This is a genomic window from Sphingomonas sp. SUN019, from assembly GCF_024758705.1.
In the GTDB taxonomy this organism is placed as follows: Bacteria; Pseudomonadota; Alphaproteobacteria; order Sphingomonadales; family Sphingomonadaceae; genus Sphingomonas.
This window is the reverse complement of sequence record NZ_CP096971.1, coordinates 988,616-1,010,399: the sequence shown is the minus strand read 5'-3', so window position 1 is coordinate 1,010,399 and position 21,784 is coordinate 988,616. Positions and strand designations below refer to the sequence as shown.

The following is a 21,784-nucleotide window of genomic DNA, read 5'->3' as shown; positions in this document are numbered from 1 at the left end:
CGATGCTTAAAATCACCAACCTCCACGCCGAAATCGACGGCAAGGAAATCCTCCGCGGCCTGACGCTCACCGTGAACGCGGGCGAGGTCCACGCGATCATGGGGCCGAACGGCGCGGGCAAGTCCACGCTCGGCTACGTCCTCGGCGGTCGCCCTGGTTACGAGGTCACCGCGGGTACCGTCACGTTCGACGGCCAGAATTTGCTCGATCTCGCCCCCAACGAACGCGCCGCCGCGGGGCTGTTCCTCGGCTTCCAATATCCGGTCGAAATCCCCGGCGTCTCCAACGTCCAGTTCCTGCGCGAGGCCCTCAACGCACAACGCGCGGTCCGCAGCGAGAAGCCGCTGTCGGGCGCCGAATTCCTCAAACTCGCGCGCGACGAAGCGAAGAAGCTCGACATGGACGCCGAGATGCTCAAACGCCCGGTCAACGTCGGCTTTTCGGGCGGCGAGAAGAAGCGCAACGAGATGGTGCAGATGGGCGTCATCGACCCCAAATTCGCGATCCTCGACGAAACCGACAGCGGGCTCGACATCGACGCGCTGCGCATCGTCGGCGATGGCATCAACCGCATCATGCGTGCGCCGGATAAAGCGGTGCTGCTCATCACGCATTACCAGCGCCTGCTGGAATACGTCAGGCCCGATTTCGTCCACGTCCTGGATGGCGGCGTGATCACCCGCACTGGCGGCGCGGACCTGGCGCACGAACTGGAGCGTGAGGGCTACGCGGGGGTGGCGGCGTGATGACCGTATCGCAAATCCTCCCCTGCAAGGGGAGGTGGCGCGCGCAGCGCGACGGAGGGGTGTCACCCTTCGTTACTAGCGGCGACACCCCTCCGTCAGGCTTCGCCTGCCACCTCCCCTTGCAGGGGAGGATTTGATGGAATCCCTAACCCTCCCCAGCACGCGCGAGGAATTGTGGCGCTGGTCTGATCCGCAAGCAATCATGGCCGCGGCGGCAACATCGCGTGATGTTGCGCACACCCATGCGCCAATATCCGCAACCTTCCTCGACCTTCCCGGCGACCGTATCGTCCTCGTCGACGGGGTGCTGGATCAGGCGCGTTCGATCCTCGTCCGCGTGACCTTCGCCAACATCCGCGCATCGGACCATCCGCTGGCCGCCCGCGCCACCGGCCCCGGTTGGCGGCTCGACCTGCCCAAGGATGCGGTCGCCGATCCCGTCCAGATCATCCATATCGCGACCGGGGCTGAAAACCACGTCCCCGCCGAAATCACCCTTGCCGAAGACGCCGTCGCCACGGTCATCGAGACCTTCACCGGAACCGGCTGGACCAACCGCCTGACCCGCATCACGCTCGGCCATTCCGCCCGCTTGATGCGCTCGATCCGCCTGCTCCAGCCCGACGGGTTCGTGTCCCTGCGCGACGAAGCCGACCTCGGCCAGGGCGCCAGTTTCGTCCAGACCGTCCTCGGCGCGGGCGACGCGGGCAGCCGCATCGACGCCGCGGTCGTGCTCAGCGGGGAGGGGGCCTATGCCGAATATGGCGGCGCGCTGCTGACCCGCGCCGACCAACGCCAGGAATGCGCCGTCCGCGTCCGCCACGCCGCCCCGAACGGCCAGTCGCACCAATTGTGGCGCGCGGTCGCCGCCGACAAATCCACCGCCAGCCTCGCCGCCGCGGTGGAGGTCGCGCGCGACGCGCAGAAGACCGACGGCGAACAATCGCTCCGTGGCCTGCTCCTCGCGCGCACCGCGACCGTCAACCTGAAGCCCGAACTCGAAATCTTCGCGGACGACGTGAAATGCGCACACGGCGCGACGGTCGGCGAACTCGACGCGAAGGCGCTGTTCTACATGGCCAGCCGCGGTATCCCCGAGCCGCGCGCGAAGGCGCTGCTGACGCGCGCGTTCGTCGCCGATGCGCTCGACCGCATCGCCGACGAGACGGTGCGCGACGCCTTCGCGGCCGATGCGGACGCGTGGCTGGAGGCTGCGTTGTGAGTGTGATCTTGGCCTCACCTTCCACTAACCTTCCGAGCGCTCGCCCGCTCGATACGCTTGCCGATTTTCCGGCGATCCCGGCGGGCTGGGCCTACCTCGACACTGCCGCCACCGCGCAGAAGCCGCAGCCCGTGATCGACGCGATCACCCGGGGCTACGACACGACCTATGCGACGGTCCACCGCGGCGTGTACCAGCGTTCCGCCGACATGACGCTCGCCTACGAAGCCGCGCGCCGCACCGTCGCCGATTTCATTGGGGCGTCCCCCGACGAATGCGTGTTCGTCCGCGGCGCGACCGAGGCGATCAATCTCGTCGCGCAATGCTGGGCGGGAACGCAATTGAAAGCGGGCGACCGCATCCTGCTCAGCCAGCTCGAACATCACAGCAATATCGTGCCGTGGCAGATGGTCGCCGAGCGCATCGGGGCGGCGATCGATGTGATCCCGCTCACGCCCGACCATCGCATCGATCTCGATGCGATGGCCGCGATGCTCACCCCGCAGCACAAGCTCGTCGCGCTGGCGCACGTCTCGAACGTCCTCGGCTCGGTCCTCGATGTCCGACGCGCCGCTGACCTCTCGCACAAGGTCGGCGCGAAGATTCTGATCGACGGATGCCAGGCGGTCCCGCGGCTACCTGTGAACGTGCGCGATCTCGACTGCGACTTCTACGTCTTCTCCGGGCACAAACTGTACGGCCCGACCGGCATCGGCGTGCTGTGGGGCCGAGCCGATTTGCTTGACGCGATGCCGCCCTATCAGGGCGGCGGGGCGATGATCGACCGCGTGACCTTCGCGAAGACCACCTACGCCCCCCCGCCAGGCCGGTTCGAGGCGGGCACGCCGCACATCGTCGGCGTCCTCGGTCTCGCTGCGGCGATCGGCTATGTCGAAAGCATCGGTCTCGACCGCATCCACGCACACGAAACCGCGCTGGTGAAACAGACCCGAGACGCGCTGTCGCAGCTCAATTCGATCCGCTTGTTTGGGCCGGACGACAGCGCGGGGATAGTCAGCTTTTCGGTCGAAGGGGTGCATCCGCACGACGTCGGCACCATCTTGGACGAAGCGAAGGTCGCGATCCGCGCCGGGCATCATTGCGCGCAGCCGCTGATGGAGATGCTGGGAGTCGATGCGACCGCGCGCGCCAGCTTCGGGGTGTACAACGGTCCGCAGGATGTGGAAGCTTTGGTGCGCGGACTTGAGCGAGTAACGAGGATTTTCGGATGAGCGACAGTATTCGCACCGAGGAAGTTTCGGGCGTCGACGCCCCGCCACGCGCGCGCGTCGAAACCGCGGCCGAGACGTTCGAGCGCAAGCGCGACTATCTCGAAGGCTTCCTCGCACAGAAGCCGCAGGTCGAATCCGCCGCCGAACCCGGCGGCGCGCTGTATGAGGCGGTGGTCGATGCGCTGAAGGAAATCTACGACCCCGAAATCCCCGTGAACATCTACGACCTCGGGCTGATCTATGGCGTCGAGGTCACCGACGACGGTCACGCGGTGGTCAACATGACGCTGACGACCCCGCATTGCCCGGTTGCGGAATCGATGCCCGCGGAGGTCGAACTGCGCGTCGGATCGGTCCCCGGCATTGCCATCGCCGACGTGAACCTCGTGTGGGATCCGCCTTGGGATCCCGCCAAGATGTCGGACGAAGCGCGGTTAGAATTGGGGATGCTCTGATGGCCACGACGCTCCGCCAGCGCCCCGCCGCGCTGAACCTGACCGACACTGCCAACGCCCGTATCGCGGATCTGATGGCGCGCGCGCCTGAGGAAGCGATCGGGGTGAAGCTGTCGACCCCGAAGCGCGGCTGTTCCGGCCTCGCTTATTCGGTCGATTACGTGACCGAGGCGAAGCCGTTCGACGAAAAGATCGAGACCCCCGGCGGCACGTTGTACGTCGACGGCGGATCGATCCTGTACCTAGTCGGATCGACGATGAACTGGGTCGAGGGCGATTTCACCGCGGGCTTCGTGTTCGATAACCCCAATGCGAAGGGCGCGTGCGGCTGCGGCGAAAGCTTCACCGTCTGAAATAGCGCGTTCTACATACGTATGGCGCGTGACTCTCGCCCGCGCGCACCGCTAGACTGTCCATCGCCATCTGACGGGGACAGACGACAATGAACGTTACCGCTCTCGCCACGAGCGCCCCGCCGCGGTCGCCGCTTGCCGACCGGCTGGTCGACAATCTGATCCACCGCATCGGCAAGGACGAACGCGCCGCCCTCCCGCACGACTGGCTCGCCGCGACGATCCTGACCGTGCGCGACGACATCATCGACCGGTGGATGGCGTCGACCCGCGAAACGCACGCGGCGAAGTCGAAGCGCGTCTATTACCTCAGCCTGGAGTTCCTGATCGGCCGCCTGCTGCGCGATGCGATCGCCAACCTCGGGAAGAACCGCGAAGTCAGCCAGGCGCTCAGCCAGCTCGGCGTCGACCTGGCGGAGATCGAGGAGATCGAGCCCGACGCCGCGCTCGGTAACGGCGGGCTCGGACGGCTGGCGGCGTGCTTTATGGAGAGCCTCGCGACGCTCGACCTGCCCGCCTACGGCTACGGCATCCGTTACATGAACGGGATGTTCCGCCAGCGGATCGACGACGGCTGGCAGGTGGAACTGCCCGAAAACTGGCTGGCGCACGGCAATCCGTGGGAGTTCGAACGTCGCGAGAGCGCGTACTTCGTCGGCTTCGGCGGCGAAGTGACCGGCAATGATGCGGGGCAGGTGCACTGGAAACCCGCCGAGGCGGTCGAGGCGGTGGCGGTCGACACGCCCGTGGTCGGGTGGCGCGGCAAGCGGGTGAACACGCTGCGGCTGTGGACCGCGGTGTCGCTCGACCCGATCAAGCTCGACAAGTTCAACGCGGGTGACCACGAAGGCGCGCTGGCTGGCCAGGTGCGCGCCGAAAGCCTGGTGCGCGTGCTCTATCCGGCGGACTCCACCGCGTCAGGGCAGGAATTGCGGTTGCGGCAGGAGTATTTCTTCTCCTCCGCCTCGATCCAGGACATCGTCCGCCGCCACATCCAGTATTTCGGCGACGTTCGGACCTTGCCAGACAAGGCCGCGATCCAGCTGAACGACACGCACCCCGCAGTGTCGGTCGCGGAACTCATGCGGCTGCTGATCGACCATCACGACCTTGCCTTCGACGAGGCGTGGGAGATCACCAAGGCGACCTTCGGCTACACGAACCATACGTTGCTGCCCGAAGCGCTGGAAAGCTGGCCGCTGCCGTTGTTCGAACGTCTCCTCCCGCGGCACATGCAGATCGTCTATGCGATCAACGCGCGGGTGCTGCGCGAGGCGCGGAAGGCCGACGGGATCGACGACGAAGCGATCGGCGCGATCAGCCTGATCGACGAAGGCGGAGAACGCCGGGTGCGGATGGCGAACCTGGCCTTTGCGGGATCGCACAGCGTCAACGGCGTCGCGGCGCTGCATACCGACCTGATGAAGCAGACGGTCTTCGCCGACCTGCACAAGCTGTACCCGGCGCGGATCAACAACAAGACCAACGGCATCACGCCGCGCCGCTGGCTGTTCGAATGCAATCCCGGCCTGACCCACCTGATCCGCGATGCGATCGGCGAGGAGTTCCTCGACGACGCGGCGGCGCTAACCGCGCTCGCGCCGTTCGCTGAGGACGCCGCCTTCCGCGAACGCTTCGCCGAGGTGAAGCGCGCGAACAAGGTCGCGCTGGCCGCGCATATCAAGGACCGCATGGGCCTGCGGCTCGATCCCGACGCGATCTTCGACGTGCAGATCAAGCGTATCCACGAATACAAGCGCCAGCTGCTCAACATCATCGAGACGGTCGCGCTGTACGACCAGATTCGCAGCCACCCCGAACGCAACTGGACCCCGCGCGTGAAGCTGTTCGCGGGAAAGGCGGCATCGAGCTATCACAATGCGAAGCTCATCATAAAACTGGCGAACGACGTCGCGCGGCGGGTGAACGGCGATCCGTCGATCGGCAAATTGCTGAAGGTCGCGTTTCTGCCCAATTACAACGTCAGCCTGGCCGAACGCATCGTCCCCGCCGCTGATCTGTCGGAACAGATTTCGACCGCAGGGATGGAGGCGTCGGGCACCGGCAACATGAAATTCGCGCTCAATGGCGCGCTGACCATCGGCACGCTGGACGGCGCAAACGTCGAGATCAGGGATCACGTCGGGGACGAGAACATCATCATATTCGGGCTGACCGCGGACGAGGTCGCGGCGAAGCGCGCCGACGGCTACGAACCGCGCGCCGTGATCGAGGGCAGCCGCGAACTGGCGCAGGCGGTGAACGCCATCGCGTCCGGCGTGTTCTCCCCCGATGATCCCAACCGTTACCAAGGCCTGATGGCCGGGCTGTACGAGCACGACTGGTTCATGGTCGCCGCCGATTTCGACGCTTATGCCGCCGCCCAGCGTCAGGTCGACGCACGCTGGGCCGATCGCGACGCCTGGCGCGCGTCGGCGATCCGCAACGTGGCGCAGGTCGGCTGGTTTTCGTCCGACCGGACGATCGGCGAATATGCGCGCGACATCTGGAACGTGCTGTGAAGCCGCCGAAGGGCGCGCTGAAGGCGTTGCTGGCGGGGACGCACGCCGATCCGTTTTCGTTGCTCGGCCCGCACGCCGGGCCGAACGGCACCTTCGTGCGCGTGTTGATGCCCGGCGCAGAGACGATCGAGGTGCAGACGCTCAAGGGCAAGAAGATCGGCACGCTCGATCGTGTTGACGACGCCGGGTTGTTCGAGGGCGTGGTGACGGGCGATCCGGCACCGGTGAAATACAAGGCGGCCGCCGGCGAGGCTGAATGGCTCGTCGTCGATCCCTACAGCTTCGGCCCAGTGCTCGGCCCGATCGACGATCAGTTGATGGGGGAGGGGACGCACTTCCGCCTGTACGACAAGCTCGGCGCACATCTGATCGACCACGAAGGCGCGACCGGCTTCCACTTCGCGGTGTGGGCGCCGAACGCGCAGCGCGTGTCGGTGGTTGGCGACTTCAACGACTGGGACGGCAAGCGCCACGCGATGCGCAAGCGCGCCGACACCGGCGTATGGGAAATCTTCCTGCCCGGCATCACACCCGGCGCGGCGTACAAATACGAGATCGTCGGTGCTGATGGACTGGTCCAGCCGCTGAAGGCCGACCCCTACGCCTTCGCCTCCGAACTGCGCCCCGACACCGCATCGGTCACCACCGCGCCGTCGCAACACGTCTGGGGCGATGCCGATCACCGCGCCTATTGGGCCGCGGTCGATCCGCGCCGCGTCGCGATCAGCATCTACGAAGTGCATCCCGGATCGTGGGACCGCGACACGCACGGCTGGTTCCTGACCTGGGACGCACTGGCCGACCGGCTGATCCCATACGTCGTCGAGATGGGCTTCACCCATATCGAGTTCCTGCCGGTCAGCGAACATCCGTACGATCCCAGTTGGGGGTATCAGACCACCGGCCTCTACGCTCCGTCGGCGCGGTTCGGCGATGTCGAGGGCTTCGCGCGCTTTGTCGATGGTGCGCACCGAGCGGGGATCGGCGTGCTGCTCGATTGGGTGCCCGCGCATTTCCCGACCGACGCGCACGGCCTCGCGCGGTTCGACGGCACCGCTCTCTACGAGCATGACGATCCGCGGCTCGGCTATCACCCCGACTGGAACACCGCGATCTACAATTTCGGGCGGCGCGAGGTGTCGTCGTTTTTGGTCAACAACGCGACCTTCTGGGCCGAGCATTACCATGTCGACGGGCTGCGCGTCGATGCGGTCGCATCGATGCTGTACCGCGATTATTCACGCGCCGCAGGCGAATGGATCCCGAACAAGGAAGGCGGCCGCGAGAATTGGGAGGCGGTCGCCTTCCTGCAATCGATGAACAAGGCGGTGTATGGCCAGCACCCCGGCGTGTTCACGATCGCCGAGGAATCCACCGCCTGGCCCGGGGTGACGAACCCGGTCCATGAGGAAGGGCTCGGTTTCGGCTTCAAGTGGAACATGGGCTTCATGCACGACACGCTGAAGTACATGGCGCGCGAGCCGGTGCACCGCGTGCATCATCACGAGGACATCACCTTCGGCCTGATGTACGCCTTCACCGAGAATTTCGTCCTGCCGATCAGCCATGACGAGGTCGTCCACGGGAAGGGATCGATGCTCGCCAAGATGAGCGGCGACGACTGGCAGCAATTCGCCAATCTGCGCGCTTATTACGCGATGATGTGGGGCTATCCCGGCAAGAAGCTGCTGTTCATGGGGCAGGAGTTCGCGCAACGCCGCGAATGGAGCGAGGAACGCGCGCTCGACTGGAATCTGCGCAACTCGCAGGCGCATGACGGGGTGCGCAAACTTGTCCGTGATCTCAACCGACTCTACCGCGAGCGGCCCGCGTTGCACGCGCGCGATTGCGAGCCGGAAGGGTTCGAATGGCTGGTCGTCGACGATGCGGCGAACTCGGTCTTCGCGTGGCTGCGCAAGGCGCCGGGCGAACGGCCGATCGCGATCGTGTGCAACATGACACCGATCGCGCGCGCGCCTTACCGCGTGCCGTTGCCGCACGATGGGCGCTGGCGAGAGGTCATCAATTCGGATGCGCACGATTACTGGGGATCGGGGCTGGGCAACCTCGGCGGCGTGACCGCAAAGGACGGCGCGGCCTTCGTCACCCTGCCGCCGCTTGCGACATTGATGCTCGAATACGCCGGATAACAAGAAGAACAGGAGCGAGAGGATGGATCAAAGAAAAGGGCAACCGCTCGCACGCGACGCGATGGCCTATGTACTGGCGGGCGGGCGCGGCAGCCGGTTGTTCGAGATGACCGACGCGCGCGCCAAGCCAGCAGTCTATTTCGGCGGGAAATCGCGCATCATCGACTTCGCGCTGTCGAACGCGATCAATTCGGGCATCCGCCGCATTGGTGTGGCGACGCAGTACAAGGCGCATTCGCTGATCCGCCACCTGCAGCGCGGCTGGAACTTCCTGCGTCCCGAACGCAACGAAAGCTTCGACATCCTACCCGCCAGCCAGCGGATCAGCGAGTTTCAATGGTATGAGGGCACCGCCGACGCGGTGTTCCAGAACATCGACATCATCGAAAGCTACGGCGTCGAATATATGGTCATCCTGGCGGGCGACCACATCTACAAGATGGATTACGAACTGATCCTGCAGCAGCACGTCGATGCGGGCGCGGACGTGACCGTCGCCTGCCTGGAGGTGCCACGGCTGGAGGCGGTAGGGTTCGGCGTGATGCACGTCGATGCGAAGGACCGGATCGTCGATTTCGTCGAAAAGCCCGCCGATCCGCCCGCAATGCCCGGCAATCCCGAGGTCAGCCTGGCCTCGATGGGCATCTACGTCTTCCAGACCAAGCGCCTGTTCGAGGAATTGCGCCGCGACGCCGCGGACCCGAATTCCAGCCATGATTTCGGCAAGGATATCATCCCGCATTTGGTGAAGACCGGCAAAGCCGTGGCGCACCGTTTCTCCGACAGCTGCGTGCGGTCGTCGTACGAATCTAGCAGCTATTGGCGCGACGTTGGCACGGTCGAGGCTTATTGGGCGGCGAATATCGATCTGACCGACGTCGTGCCGCAACTGGATCTGTACGACCGCAGCTGGCCGCTGTGGACCTATTCGGAGATCACGCCGCCAGCGAAATTCGTCCACGATATCGATGGCCGGCGCGGGTCTGCGGTGGCGAGCCTGGTGTCGGGGGACTGCATCGTGTCCGGCGCGTCTATCCACCGCTCACTGTTGTTCACCGGCGTCCGTGCGCACAGCTTCGCGATGCTCGACGAAGCGGTCGTGTTGCCGCACGTTCACGTCGGGCGCGGATCGCGGTTGCGGAAGGTAGTGATCGATCGCGGCGTGGTGATTCCCGACAGCCTGGTTGTGGGTGACGATCCGGTGATCGACGCGCATCGTTTCCGGCGGACGGACAGCGGGGTGTGCCTGATCACGCAGTCGATGATCGACAAACTGACGTGAGATTGGCCTCTTCAATTCCTCCCCGGAACGGGGAGGGGGACCGTTCGCGAAGCGAATGGTGGAGGGGCAGCCACAGGCGACAGTCCTGCTTGTCTGCCCCTCCACCAGCCTGCGGCTGGTCCCCCTCCCCGTTCCGGGGACGAATTGGGGAGGATTTATGATCCGCGCCCTCTCGGTCGCCTCCGAGGCCTATCCCCTCATAAAAACCGGCGGACTCGCCGACGTAGTCGGCGCGCTGCCCGCCGCGCTCGCCGCGCACGAAGTCCAAACCACGACGTTGCTCCCCGGCTACCCCGCGCTCGCTCTCTCCATCAAAGGCGCACGCGCGATCCACCGCTGGCGCGACCTGCTCGGCGTCGAGGCGCGGTTGTTGAAGGGCGAGATCGACGGCCATCCTTTGCTGGTCCTCGACGCGCCGCGCCTGTTCGCGCGCGGCGGCGGCCCGTATGGCGACGCAACCGGAACGGACTGGCCCGACAATTGGCGGCGCTTCGCCGCTCTGGGTCGCGCCGCGGCAGAGATAGCGCGTGGGGCAGTGAAGGGGCTGACCTTCGACATCCTCCACGCGCACGACTGGCAGGCGGCGATGGCCCCTGCGTATCTCCGCTACACCGCCGCGCCGGTGAAGTCGGTCGTCACGATCCACAACATCGCCTTTCAGGGCCGGTTCGAGGCCGCGATCTTTCCCGACCTCGGCCTGCCGGCCGCGGCGTTCGCGATCGACGGCGTCGAATATTACGGCGGGGTCGGTTTCCTGAAGGCTGGGCTGGAGGCGGCGGATGCGATCACCACCGTCAGCCCGACCTACGCCGACGAAATACTCCGTTCCGAATTCGGCATGGGTCTCGAGGGGTTGATGACGACGCGCCGGGAACGCCTTCACGGCATCGTCAATGGCATCGATCCCGCCGTGTGGAACCCCGAAACCGACCCCGCACTCCCCGCCCGCTACACCCACCGCACCCTCCCGCGCCGCGCCGCCAACAAGCGCGCGGTGGAGCGCACGTTCGCGCTGGAGGCCGGCGACGGCCCGATCTTCACCGTCATCAGCCGCCTGACTTGGCAAAAGGGGATCGACGTCCTTGCTGACTGCCTCGACGATCTGGTGGCGCGCGGCGGGCGGCTGGCGCTGCTCGGATCGGGTGATGTGACGCTCGAACACGCCTTCCTCGATGCCGCGGCGCGACATCCCGGGCGGATCGGCGTGCGCATCGGTTACGACGAACCGTTGTCGCACCTCCTTCAAGGCGGCGCGGACGCGATCCTGATCCCGTCGCGGTTCGAGCCGTGTGGGCTGACCCAGCTCTACGGCTTGGCCTACGGGTGCGTGCCCGTCGTCGCGCGGACCGGCGGCTTGGCCGACACGATTATCGACGCCAACGACGCTGCGCTCGCTGCGGGCGTCGCGACGGGGATCCAGTTCGACGGCGTGACGCGCGAGGCCCTGACCGCCGCGATCCGTCGCGCTATCCGCCTCCATGCGTCGCCCGCCCACTGGTGCACGATGCAACGCCGCGGCATGAAGGCGGACTTCTCATGGGGGACTAGCGGCGCGCGCTACGCGGCGCTCTACAGGGATTTGCTGCAGCGATGATCGAGACGGTTTCCACGACGCCCTACACCGATCAGAAGCCCGGCACGTCGGGGCTGCGCAAGAAGGTCCGCGTGTTTCAGCAGCCCAATTACGCGGAAAACTTCATCCAGTCGGTATTCGACGTGGTGGAGGGCACGGCGGGCGCGACGTTGGTGATCGGCGGCGACGGGCGTTACCTGAACCGCGAGGTGATCGCCCGCGCGATCCGCATGGCCGCTGCGAACGGCTTCGCGCGCGTCGTGGTGGGGCAGGGGGGCATCCTGTCGACGCCGGCGGCAAGTCACCTGATCCGCCTGCGCAGCGCGATCGGCGGGCTGGTGCTGTCGGCCAGCCACAACCCCGGTGGCCCGGACGAGGATTTCGGAATCAAGTACAACGTGTCGAACGGCGGCCCTGCGCCCGAAAAGGTGACCGAGGCGATCCACGCGCGGACGCTGACGATCGATCGCTATCTGACCGTCGACGGCGCGGTCGACCTCGACACGCTCGGCGAAACCACGCTGGCGGGCATGACGGTCGAGATCGTCGATCCCGTAGCTGACTATGCCGCGCTGATGGGAACCCTGTTCGACTTCGCCGCAATCCGCGCGTCGGGCCTGACGATGGCGTTCGACGCGATGAGCGCGGTCACCGGCCCCTATGCGACCGAAATCCTCGAACGCCGCCTGGGCTTCGCGCCCGGCACCGTGCGCAATGGCGTACCGCTGGAGGATTTCGGCGGGCATCATCCCGACCCGAACTTGGTCCACGCGAAGGAGCTGTACGACACGATGATGGCCCCCGATGCGCCCGATTTCGGCGCGGCGTCGGACGGCGACGGCGACCGCAACCTGATCATCGGGCGCGGGCGCTTCATCACCCCGTCGGACAGCCTCGCGATGCTCGCCGCGAACGCGCATCTCGCGCCGGGCTATGCCGCGGGATTGAAGGGCGTCGCGCGATCGATGCCGACCAGCGCCGCCGCCGATCGCGTGGCGGAATCGCTCGGAATCCCGGTTTACGAGACGCCGACGGGGTGGAAGTTCTTCGGCAACCTGCTCGACGCGGGCATGGCGACGATCTGCGGTGAGGAGAGCGCGGGGACGGGATCGGATCACGTCCGCGAGAAGGACGGGCTGTGGGCGGTGCTGCTGTGGCTCAACATCCTCGCGGTGCGGAAAATGTCGGTGGATGATCTCGCGCGCGATCACTGGACGAGGTTCGGTCGCAATTACTACGCCCGCCACGACTACGAAGGCGTCGACACCACCGCCGCCGATGCGCTGATGGCCGAACTGCGCGGCAAGCTGGCGAGTTTGCCTGGCACATCTTTCGACACTCTGACGGTCGAGGCCGCCGACGACTTCGCCTATGAAGATCCGACCGACGCATCAATCAGCCGCAATCAGGGCGTGCGCGTGCTGTTCACCGGCGGCAGCCGCGTCGTGTTCCGCCTTTCCGGCACGGGCACCAGCGGCGCGACGCTGCGGGTGTATCTCGAACGATACGAAGCGCCGGACGGCGATCTTGATGCGGACACGACCGTGATGCTGGCCGATATCGCCGTCTCAGCGGATGCGATCGCCGGAATCGTGCGGTACACCGGCCGCAGCGCGCCAGATGTCGTCACCTGAATTCCTCCCCGGAACGGGGAGGGGGACCGTCGAAGACGGTGGAGGGGCAGCCAGGCAAGACTGTCGCTTGGGTCTGCCCCTCCACCAGCCTGCGGCTGGTCCCCCTCCCCCGTTGGGGGAGGAATTGGGTATGCTTGTGGCGAAGAACGGCGCGATCTTTACCGTCCGTGCTCCCCGGGCGGAAACCGTATGGTTATGCCTCTTCAGCGACGAAGCCGAAACGCGTCACACAATGACCCGCACCGGTGATAACTGGACGCTCGAGGTCGAAGGAATCACGCCCGGCCAGCGCTACGGCTACCGCGCTGCCGGTCCCGCTCCGCACGACGAGACCAAACTCCTCGTCGACCCCTACGCGACCACGCTGGACCGTCGCTTCACCTGGCATCCCGACCTTGCCACGCCCGGCGCGGAGACGGCGCACTTCGTGCCTAAAGCACTCGTCACTGCATTACTCGCTCCCGTTCCCGCAGCCCCGGCGTACTTCCACCAGGGCGGTCTGATCTACGAACTGAACGTCCGCGGCTTCACCATGCTGCACCCCGACGTACCCGCCGAACAACGCGGAACGGTCGCCGCGCTCGCGCATCCGGCGATCATCGCGCACCTGCTGAAACTGCGGGTCGCCGCGGTCGAGCTGATGCCGATCGTCGCGTGGATTGATGAACGCCACCTCGCGCCGCTCGGCCTGACCAACGCCTGGGGCTACAATCCGGTCGTCCCGATGGCGCTCGATCCCGGTCTGTGTCCCGGCGGCCTGCCCGAACTGCGCGCGACCATCGAAACGCTCCACGCCGCAGGCATCGGGGTGATCCTCGATCTCGTGTTCAATCACAGCGGCGAAAGCGACCTGGACGGCCCGACGCTCAGCTTCCGCGGTCTCGACGACGCGGCCTATGCCCGCGATCCCGACGGCGACCTCATCAACGACACCGGCACCGGCAACACCTTCGACTTCGCCAACCCGGCGGTCCGCGACCTCACGCTGGCGACGCTGCGCCATTTTGCCGAGCAGGGCGTCGACGGCTTCCGTTTCGATCTCGCGCCGGTCATCGCGCGCGGTCCCGGCTTCGATCCCGCCGCGCCGATCTTCGACGCGATCGCCGCCGATCCGCTCCTGTCCACGCGCGTGATGATCGCCGAGCCGTGGGACATCGGACCCGGCGGCTATCAGCTCGGCAACTTTCCCGCGACCTGGCTCGAATGGAACGACCGCTTCCGCGACGACGTCCGCCGCTTCTGGCGTGGCGGCGGCGATGCGGGGACGCTCGCGACGCGGCTGTCCGGCTCACCCGACATCTTCGGGGATGAACGAACGCGGACGGTGAACTTCATCGCCGCGCACGACGGCTTCACCCTCGCCGATCTGGTCAGTCACGCCGAGCGCCACAATCACGCGAATGGCGAAGATAATCGCGACGGCCACGCCGACGAAATCGCGTGGAATAACGGTGTCGAGGGACCGAGCGACGACCCCGCCATCATCACCGCGCGCGCCGCCGACAGCCGCGCCCTGCTCGCCACGCTTTTCGCCGCCCGCGGCACGATCATGCTGACTGCAGGTGACGAATTCGGTCGCACCCACGACGGCAACAACAACGCCTATGCACAGGACAATCCGACGACGTGGCTGGACTGGACGGGGCGCGACCTCGCGTTGGAAGACTATGTCGCTGGTCTGGCCTCCCACCGCGCCGCGCATCCCGAATTTTCCGAGCCGGCGATACGCCACGATGCAACATGGCGGCGGCTGGACGGCGCTGAGATGAACGCCTCTGATTGGGCCATGAGCGATGGATTCAGACTGGATATGTCAGGCGCAACCGTCACGATCGACCGCGTGAACCGATTTGTCAGGTTAGACGACGCCTAAACCGCCGCGGCCATCTGCGTCAGCAGTGCGCGCAGTTCTGCGATCCCAACCCGCCCGTTGTCGTCGGCAAGACTCTCGCGCACCAGCGCCGCGCCGTCGAAGTGCTCACCGATCGTGTAGCGCGAAAGGGTGACGACGGTGGCGATGCCGCAGGCGCGCGCCGCTGCAAGTCCGTTGGCCGAATCCTCGATCGCCACGCACGCCGGTGCGCGGAGACCAAGCGCGGCCAGCGCGCGACGATACACCTCCGGATCGGGCTTCTTAGCTGCGACGTCCTCGCCGCAGATCACCGCAGCGAACCCGTGCATCGCTTTCGGTCCGAAAATCCGGTCGAGCAAAGCAATCAGATTGGATCGACTGGTGGTCGTGGCGATCGCCGTTGCGATGCCATCACGGCGCGCCTCGGCGATCAGCTCGCGGACGCCTGGCCGCGGCGCCACCGCGCCGCTCGCGATAAGATCGGCATAGAGCTGGTTCTTGCGCACGTGCAGCGCCGCGATCACCGCTGGATCGGGGGACACGCCGATTTCGGTCATGTGGCGGCCAATCCGCTCGCGCCCGCCCGTCGTCGTCAGCAGCGCGGTATAATCGTCGGGCGACCAGCACCACGCGTAACCCGCCTCGGCGAATGCCAGATTGAACGCCGCGCGATGCGTCTCCTCGGTCTCGGCCAAAGTCCCGTCGACGTCGAAGATGATCGCCTGCAAGGGCACCGCGTCAGGCCGCTTCCTCGTTCGCCCCGAACACGCGGCTTGCGCGAATGTCCTCAGGCTCGATCGTCGAAAGCTGCTCGGCGGTGACCGCCGCAGGCGCATCGAATAGCCGCACCGCCTGCCGCAGCCGGGCGCGATCGAGCGCATTGCGGATCGATCGCGCGTTGGCGAAATGCGGCTGCGCACGGCGCAGCGCGACATATTCGCCCAGAGTATCACGCGCCGCGTCCGACAGGCGATAACCTTGCCCGTCCAGAATCGTATCGGCGATCACGACCAGCTCGCCGTCCTCATAATCGGGGAAATCGATATGATGCGCGATGCGGCTGCGGAAGCCGGGATTGCTGGAAAAGAACGTCTCCATCCGCTCGGCATAACCGGCGAGCACGACGACCAGGTCGTCGCGCTGGTTCTCCATCACCTGCAGCAATATCTCGATCGCCTCCTGCCCGTAATCGCGTTCGTTTTCGGGGCGGTAGAGGTAATAGGCCTCGTCGATGAACAGCACGCCGCCCATCGCTTTCTTCAGCACATCCTTCGTCTTGGGCGCGGTGTGGCCGATATATTGCCCGACCAGATCGTCGCGGGTCACCGACACCAGATGTCCGCGCCGCACATAGCCGAGCTTGTGGAGGATTCCCGCCATCCGCAGCGCGACGGTGGTCTTGCCGGTGCCGGGGTTGCCGGTGAAGCTCATGTGTAAGGTCGGGGCTTCGGTCGATATGCCGAGTTTCTGGCGCGCGCGATCGACCAGCAGCAACGCGGCGATCTCCCGGATCCGCCGTTTGACCGGCGCGAGTCCGACGAGCTCGCGGTCGAGCTGTGCCAGTTCCTCGTCCAGCCCGCTCTCGGCGTAATCGCGGCGGAGGTCGATAGCGTCGTTCATAAATCCTCCCCGGGACGGGGACGGGGACCATGCGAAGCATGGTGGAGGGGGCTATCCACTAACGATGCGCGTCGCTGAGAGCCCCCTCCGTCACGCTGCGCGCGCCACCTCTCCGTGCCGGGGAGGATTTTACGCATACCGCTCGCCCTCGGGCTTCAACGCCGCATACGAACGCGTGGTGTAGGCGATCTGCCTTCCCCTGGTCTCCTGCCGCTCCAGCGCGAAACCGGGTTCTTCCGCCGGACGATCGGTGATGAACGACAGCCGCAACGATTCCCAGCCATAGGTGCTGTCGAACGCCGACATGCGGATGTAGTTCGATCCGGCGTGGGCGGTGCGGCAGTCCTTCAGCGCCATCATCACCCCCGCCGCATCGGGCACGTCGAACATCGGGATGCCCCACATCTCCCAATAGGTGTTCCGCGGGTGCGGGTCGTCGGTATATTCGATGTTCACGGCCCAGCCGTGATCGAGGCAATATTGCACCTGCGCGGTGATCTGATCGTCGGTCAGGTCGGGCAGGAACGAGAAGGTGCCTTGCGTGATGCGCATCGTCTCTCTCCTTAAGCGGCCGTTGCGGTCGGGACGAAATCGGCGGTGTCGGTCGACGCGTAATTGAACGACACGTCCTTCCACGTCTCGATCGCGGCACGCAAAGGCCCGCACCAGCGTGCCGCTGCGGCCAGGATGTCCGGCCCTTCGGCCAGATAATCGCGGCCCTCGTTGCGCGCCTGGATCATCGCCTCCAGCGCGACGCGGTTGGCGGTGGCTCCCGCCTGGATGCCCTGCGGATGGCCGATCGTGCCGCCGCCGAACTGCAGGATGCAATCCTCGCCGAGATAATGGATCAACTGGTGCATCTGCCCGGCATGGATGCCGCCCGAGGCGACCGGCATGACCTTGTTGAGGCTTGCCCAATCCTGATCGAAGAACAGCCCGTGTTCGAGGTTTTGCGGCGTAAAGCCTTCTCGTAACGTGTCGTAGAATCCGGCGATCATCAGCGGATCGCCCTCCAGCTTGCCGACAACGGTGCCGGCGTGAAGGTGATCGACCCCCGCCATCCGCATCCATTTGCAGATCACGCGGAAGTTCATCCCGTGGTTCTTCTGCCGCGAATAGGTCGAATTGCCCGCGCGGTGGAGGTGCAGGATCATGTCGTTGCGCCGCGCCCATTTCGCCATCGACTGGATCGCGGTGTAGCCGATGACGAGATCGATCATGACGATGCACGATCCCAGTTCCTTGGCGAATTCGGCGCGCTCGTACATCTCCTCCATCGTGCCGGCGGTGACGTTCAGGTAATGGCCCTTGACCTCGCCGGTCGCGGCCTGCGCCTTGTTCACCGCCTCCATCACGTAGAGGTAGCGGTCGCGCCAGTGCATGAAGGGCTGCGAATTGATGTTCTCGTCATCCTTGACGAAATCGAGACCGCCCTTGAGCGCCTCGTACACCACGCGACCGTAATTGCGTCCCGACAGTCCGAGCTTTGGCTTGGTCGTCGCGCCGAGCAGGGGGCGGCCGAACTTGTCCATCCGCTCGCGCTCGACGACGATCCCGGTGGCGGGGCCTTGGAAAGTCTTGAGGTAGGCGACCGGGATGCGGATATCCTCCAGCCGCAGCGCCTTCAGCGCCTTGAACCCGAACACATTGCCGATAATTGACGCGGTCAGATTGGCGATCGATCCGCCCTCGAACAGGTCGAGATCATAGGCGATCCAGGCAAAGAATTGCCCCGGCGTCCCCGGCACCGCGTCGACGCGATACGCTTTGGCGCGGTACAGTTCGCACGCGGTCAGCCGGTCGGTCCACACCACCGTCCACGTCGCGGTGGAGCTTTCGCCCGCCACCGCGGCCGCCGCCTCGATCTCGTCCACGCCGTCCTGCGGCGTGATCCGGAACAACGCGATGATGTCGGTATCCTTGGGGACGTAATCGGGTTCCCAATAGCCCATCTTGGCATATTCCATGACGCCAGCGGCATAGCGCTTCTTGGGATCGATCGTGGTGTGCACGTTCATCAGAGGTCTCCTTATGCGGCGTGAGCGACGTGTGTGTGAGGGTCGAGCGATCCGGACGCGTAGCGCCGCGCCATATCGGCGATCGGCACCACCGTGATTTTGCTGGCGTTCCCGGCGGTCCCGAACGCCTCGAACCGCGCGCGGCAGATGCTCGCCATCGCGTCCATCGAGGGTTTGAGGAATTTGCGCGGATCGAACTCCGTCGGCTGAGTCTGTGCGATGCGGCGGAATTCGGCGGCCGCGACCAGGCGCAGGTCGGTGTCGATGTTGACCTTGCGCACGCCCATGCGGATGCCCTTGACGATCTCGTCTACCGGCACGCCGTAGGTTTCGCGCATCTCCCCGCCGTAGTGGTTGAAGACTTCCTGCCATTCCTCCGGCACGGAGGATGACCCGTGCATCACGATATGCGTGTTCGGCAGCCGCGCGTGGATGCGTTCGATCACGTCCATCGCCAATATGTCGCCGTTCGGCTTGCGGCTGAACTTGTACGCGCCGTGGCTGGTGCCCAGCGCGACCGCGAGCGCGTCGACCTTCGTTTCCGCGACGAACCGCTCCGCCTCGTCGGGGTCGGTCAGCAGCATCGAATGATCGAGCGCACCCTCGAAGCCATGTCCGTCCTCGGCCTCGCCTTGCCCGGTTTCCAGCGAACCGAGGCAGCCCAATTCGCCCTCGACCGACGCGCCGACCATGTGCGCCAGCCGCGCCACTTCCGCGGTGATCGCGACGTTGTAACCGTAACTCGCGGGCGTCTTGGCATCCTCCTCCAGCGATCCGTCCATCATCACACTGGTGAAGCCGTGCTGGATCGCGGTCATGCAGGTGGCGACGTTGTTGCCGTGATCCTGATGGATGACGATCGGTATGGCGGGAAACATCGCCTCCAGCGCCTCCATCATCTTGGCGAGCATGATGTCGCCGGCATAGGACCGCGCGCCGCGGCTGGCCTGCAGGATCACCGGCGCGTCGCACGCCTGCGCCGCCTGCAAGATCGCCAAGCCCTGTTCCATGTTGTTGATGTTGAACGCCGGGACGCCGTAATCGTGCTCGGCCGCGTGATCGAGCAACTGGCGTAGCGTGATGCGGGCCATCTCAATTCTCCTTCACGACATCCGCCGCTGGCGGTCGACCAGCTGCAGGATCAGCGGGGTCAGGATCAGCTGCATCGCGATGTCGAGCTTGTTGCCGGGCATCACGATCGAATTGGGGCGCGACATGAACGACTGCGGCACCATCGACAGCAGATAGGGAAAATCGATCCCGCGCGGGTTGGCGAAGCGGATGACCAGCATCGATTCGTCGGGGGTCGGGATCCATCGCGCGATGAACGGGTTGGACGTGTCGACGATCGGCACGCGCTGAAAATTGATGTTCGTCTGGCTGAATTGCGGCGTGATGTAGCGGACGTAATCGGGCATCCGTCGCAGGATCACATCCATCACCGCTTCGGCGGAATAGCCGCGGGTGGCGCGGTCTCGGTGGATCTTTTGAATCCACTCCAAATTGATGACGGGGACGACCCCGATCTTCAGGTCGGCGTGCTGCGCGATGTTGACGTCCTCGGTCACCGCGCAGCCGTGCAGCCCTTCGTAGAACAGCAGGTCGCTCGGTCCGAAATCGCGCCAGTCGGTGAAGGTGCCCGCGTCCTGTCCGTGCGCCGCGGCCTCGTCCGCATCGTGGATGTATTGCCGCGTCTGCCCTTTGCCCGTTGCGCCATAGTCCGCGAAAATCGTCTCCAGCCGTTCGAGCTCGTTCGCATCGGCATGGAAATGCGTGAAATTGGGATTGCCGAGCCGTTCCTCCTCGGCGACCTTCGCGGCCATATCGGCGCGGTTGTAGCGGTGGAAGGCGTCGCCCTCGATGAAGGCGGCCTCGATATGCTCGCGGCGGAAGATCTGTTCGAAAATGCGCTTGACCGACGTCGTGCCCGCGCCCGACGATCCGGTGATCGAAATGATGGGGTGGCGCGCGGACATCAGGCCCTCAGCAGCCCGCGCTTGCCGAACAACGGCGCGCGGTCGGCCATCTGGCTGGGGAGCGTGTGATAGCGCGCGATGCGCGACACCTCTGCGGTCGATCCGAACACGAACGGCGTTCGCTGGTGGAGTTCGGTCGCGGCGACGTCCAGGATCGGATCGATCGGATTGAAGGCCAGCCCGCCGGCCTGTTCGATCAGCATCGCGATCGGATGCGCTTCGTACACCAGCCGCAGCCGCCCCTTGCCATAACCGCGCCGCCGATCGCCCGGATACAGGAACGCGCCGCCGCGGATCAGGATGCGATATGCTTCCGCCACCAGCGAGGCGAGCCAGCGCATGTTGAACTCGCCTTCGCGCGGGCCGTGCCCGCCCTTGATGCAATCGTCGAAATACAGCTGCACGGCCTGATCCCAATGCCGGTAGTTCGACGCATTGATCGCGAATTCGCGCGTCTTGGACGGGATTTCCTTTGCAGCACTGGCGAGCCGGAAGCCGCCTTCGGCGCGCGAATGGATGAAGATGTGCGTGCCTGCTCCCAGCGTCAGGACCAGCGCGGTCTGCGGTCCGTAGATCAGGAACCCCGCGGCGAGCTGTTCGCGACCGGGACGCAGGAAACTGGCGAGGGGGTCGGCTTCCGGATCGCCCGTAACCGTGCGGATCGAGAAGATCGTCCCGATCGACACATTGGTGTCGATGTTCGACGATCCATCGAGCGGATCGATCGCCAGCGCCAGCGTTCGATCACGGTCGATCAGCACCGGCTCGGCCAGTTCCTCGGACGCATACAGCGCCACGGGCGACTGCCGCATCGCGCCGAGAAATCGTTCGTCGGCGAGGATATCGAGCCCGCGCTGTTCGTCACCATCGCTGTTCGCCGCACCAACCGGATCGGCCAGCGACGCACCGATCGGACCTTCTGCGATTGTCGCCGCGATCGTCAGTCCGGTTTCGGCAAGAAGCGTGATGGTGGCGGCGACTTCCGCCGCGCTCGGCTCGCCCGAGGCGGCATGGCGCGCAAGGTGTGCGTCGAGGCTGTACGCCGTCATGCCCGCTCTCCCATCCGCGCCATTTTGGCGTCTCGATAAGAGCAGAAGGCCAGTCGCACCGACCTAAGTAAAGTTCAATCTATTTACTTACTTCCTAAAA

Annotated in this window: 18 protein-coding genes; 11 read left to right on the top strand and 7 right to left on the bottom strand. The window is 65.5% G+C overall.

All coding sequences use genetic code 11. From position 1 onward, the window contains the following. Positions 1 to 2: 2 nt before the first annotated feature. From sufC to glgX, 11 genes are all read left to right on the top strand, one after another. A complete protein-coding gene (gene sufC, locus M0208_RS04830) occupies positions 3 to 746 on the top strand; it encodes a Fe-S cluster assembly ATPase SufC (protein ID WP_258893166.1) in 744 nt (247 codons plus the stop codon). 136 nt (positions 747 to 882) lie between these two features. Next, positions 883 to 1,968: a SufD family Fe-S cluster assembly protein gene (locus M0208_RS04825; RefSeq protein WP_258890598.1), complete on the top strand. Its 1,086-nt coding sequence runs from the start codon at positions 883 to 885 to the stop codon at positions 1,966 to 1,968. Continuing rightward, positions 1,965 to 3,200 (top strand): aminotransferase class V-fold PLP-dependent enzyme, encoded by a 1,236-nt coding sequence (locus tag M0208_RS04820; RefSeq protein ID WP_408988078.1) that lies wholly within the window; start codon positions 1,965 to 1,967, stop codon positions 3,198 to 3,200. The genes M0208_RS04825 and M0208_RS04820 overlap by 4 nt, the downstream gene beginning before the upstream one ends. Further along, on the top strand, positions 3,197 to 3,655 hold the full coding sequence (locus tag M0208_RS04815; RefSeq protein ID WP_258890597.1) for an SUF system Fe-S cluster assembly protein: 459 nt from the start codon (positions 3,197 to 3,199) through the stop codon (positions 3,653 to 3,655). The genes M0208_RS04820 and M0208_RS04815 overlap by 4 nt, the downstream gene beginning before the upstream one ends. Next, positions 3,655 to 4,008 carry an iron-sulfur cluster assembly accessory protein gene (locus M0208_RS04810; RefSeq protein WP_258890596.1) on the top strand — a complete coding sequence of 118 codons (354 nt, stop codon included), beginning with the start codon at positions 3,655 to 3,657 and terminating at the stop codon, positions 4,006 to 4,008. Before M0208_RS04815 ends, M0208_RS04810 begins: the two co-directional genes overlap by 1 nt. An 89-nt stretch (positions 4,009 to 4,097) precedes the next feature. After that, positions 4,098 to 6,530, top strand: a complete 2,433-nt coding sequence (locus M0208_RS04805; RefSeq protein WP_258890595.1) for a glycogen/starch/alpha-glucan phosphorylase — start codon at positions 4,098 to 4,100, stop codon at positions 6,528 to 6,530. Continuing rightward, positions 6,527 to 8,680: a 1,4-alpha-glucan branching protein GlgB gene (gene glgB, locus M0208_RS04800; protein WP_258890594.1), complete on the top strand. Its 2,154-nt coding sequence runs from the start codon at positions 6,527 to 6,529 to the stop codon at positions 8,678 to 8,680. Before M0208_RS04805 ends, glgB begins: the two co-directional genes overlap by 4 nt. Before the next feature lie 22 nt (positions 8,681 to 8,702). Next, the gene (gene glgC, locus M0208_RS04795) at positions 8,703 to 9,962 is read left to right on the top strand and encodes a glucose-1-phosphate adenylyltransferase (protein WP_258890593.1); all 1,260 of its coding nucleotides are present in this window, start codon (positions 8,703 to 8,705) and stop codon (positions 9,960 to 9,962) included. Positions 9,963 to 10,119: 157 nt separating this feature from the next. Beyond that, positions 10,120 to 11,556: a glycogen synthase GlgA gene (glgA, locus tag M0208_RS04790; protein ID WP_258890592.1), complete on the top strand. Its 1,437-nt coding sequence runs from the start codon at positions 10,120 to 10,122 to the stop codon at positions 11,554 to 11,556. Next, a complete protein-coding gene (locus tag M0208_RS04785) occupies positions 11,553 to 13,169 on the top strand; it encodes an alpha-D-glucose phosphate-specific phosphoglucomutase (protein ID WP_258890591.1) in 1,617 nt (538 codons plus the stop codon). Before glgA ends, M0208_RS04785 begins: the two co-directional genes overlap by 4 nt. Before the next feature lie 130 nt (positions 13,170 to 13,299). Further along, a complete protein-coding gene (gene glgX / locus M0208_RS04780; RefSeq protein ID WP_258890590.1) occupies positions 13,300 to 15,042 on the top strand; it encodes a glycogen debranching protein GlgX in 1,743 nt (580 codons plus the stop codon). Here the strand turns inward: glgX and M0208_RS04775 are convergent. The 7 genes from M0208_RS04775 to M0208_RS04745 all read right to left on the bottom strand — a co-directional run bounded on the left by M0208_RS04775 (position 15,039) and on the right by M0208_RS04745 (position 21,684). Beyond that, the gene (locus tag M0208_RS04775; protein WP_258890589.1) at positions 15,039 to 15,749 is read right to left on the bottom strand and encodes an HAD-IA family hydrolase; all 711 of its coding nucleotides are present in this window, start codon (positions 15,747 to 15,749) and stop codon (positions 15,039 to 15,041) included. The two genes, glgX and M0208_RS04775, sit on opposite strands and share 4 nt — an antisense overlap. Positions 15,750 to 15,759: 10 nt before the next feature. Next, positions 15,760 to 16,641, bottom strand: coding sequence for a CbbX protein (cbbX, locus tag M0208_RS04770; protein WP_258890588.1), 882 nt, complete (start codon positions 16,639 to 16,641; stop codon positions 15,760 to 15,762). Between the two features lie 129 nt (positions 16,642 to 16,770). Then, entirely contained in the window at positions 16,771 to 17,193 is a 423-nt protein-coding gene (locus M0208_RS04765) for a ribulose bisphosphate carboxylase small subunit (protein ID WP_258890587.1), read from the bottom strand. Positions 17,194 to 17,204: 11 nt separating this feature from the next. Further along, the gene (locus tag M0208_RS04760; protein WP_258890586.1) at positions 17,205 to 18,659 is read right to left on the bottom strand and encodes a ribulose-bisphosphate carboxylase large subunit; all 1,455 of its coding nucleotides are present in this window, start codon (positions 18,657 to 18,659) and stop codon (positions 17,205 to 17,207) included. Between the two features lie 11 nt (positions 18,660 to 18,670). Continuing rightward, positions 18,671 to 19,750, bottom strand: coding sequence for a class II fructose-bisphosphate aldolase (fba, locus tag M0208_RS04755; RefSeq protein ID WP_258890585.1), 1,080 nt, complete (start codon positions 19,748 to 19,750; stop codon positions 18,671 to 18,673). A gap of 12 nt (positions 19,751 to 19,762) precedes the next feature. Further along, positions 19,763 to 20,635: a phosphoribulokinase gene (locus M0208_RS04750; RefSeq protein ID WP_258890584.1), complete on the bottom strand. Its 873-nt coding sequence runs from the start codon at positions 20,633 to 20,635 to the stop codon at positions 19,763 to 19,765. Then, positions 20,635 to 21,684, bottom strand: a complete 1,050-nt coding sequence (locus tag M0208_RS04745) for a class 1 fructose-bisphosphatase (RefSeq protein WP_258890583.1) — start codon at positions 21,682 to 21,684, stop codon at positions 20,635 to 20,637. Before M0208_RS04745 ends, M0208_RS04750 begins: the two co-directional genes overlap by 1 nt. Positions 21,685 to 21,784: the final 100 nt, after the last annotated feature.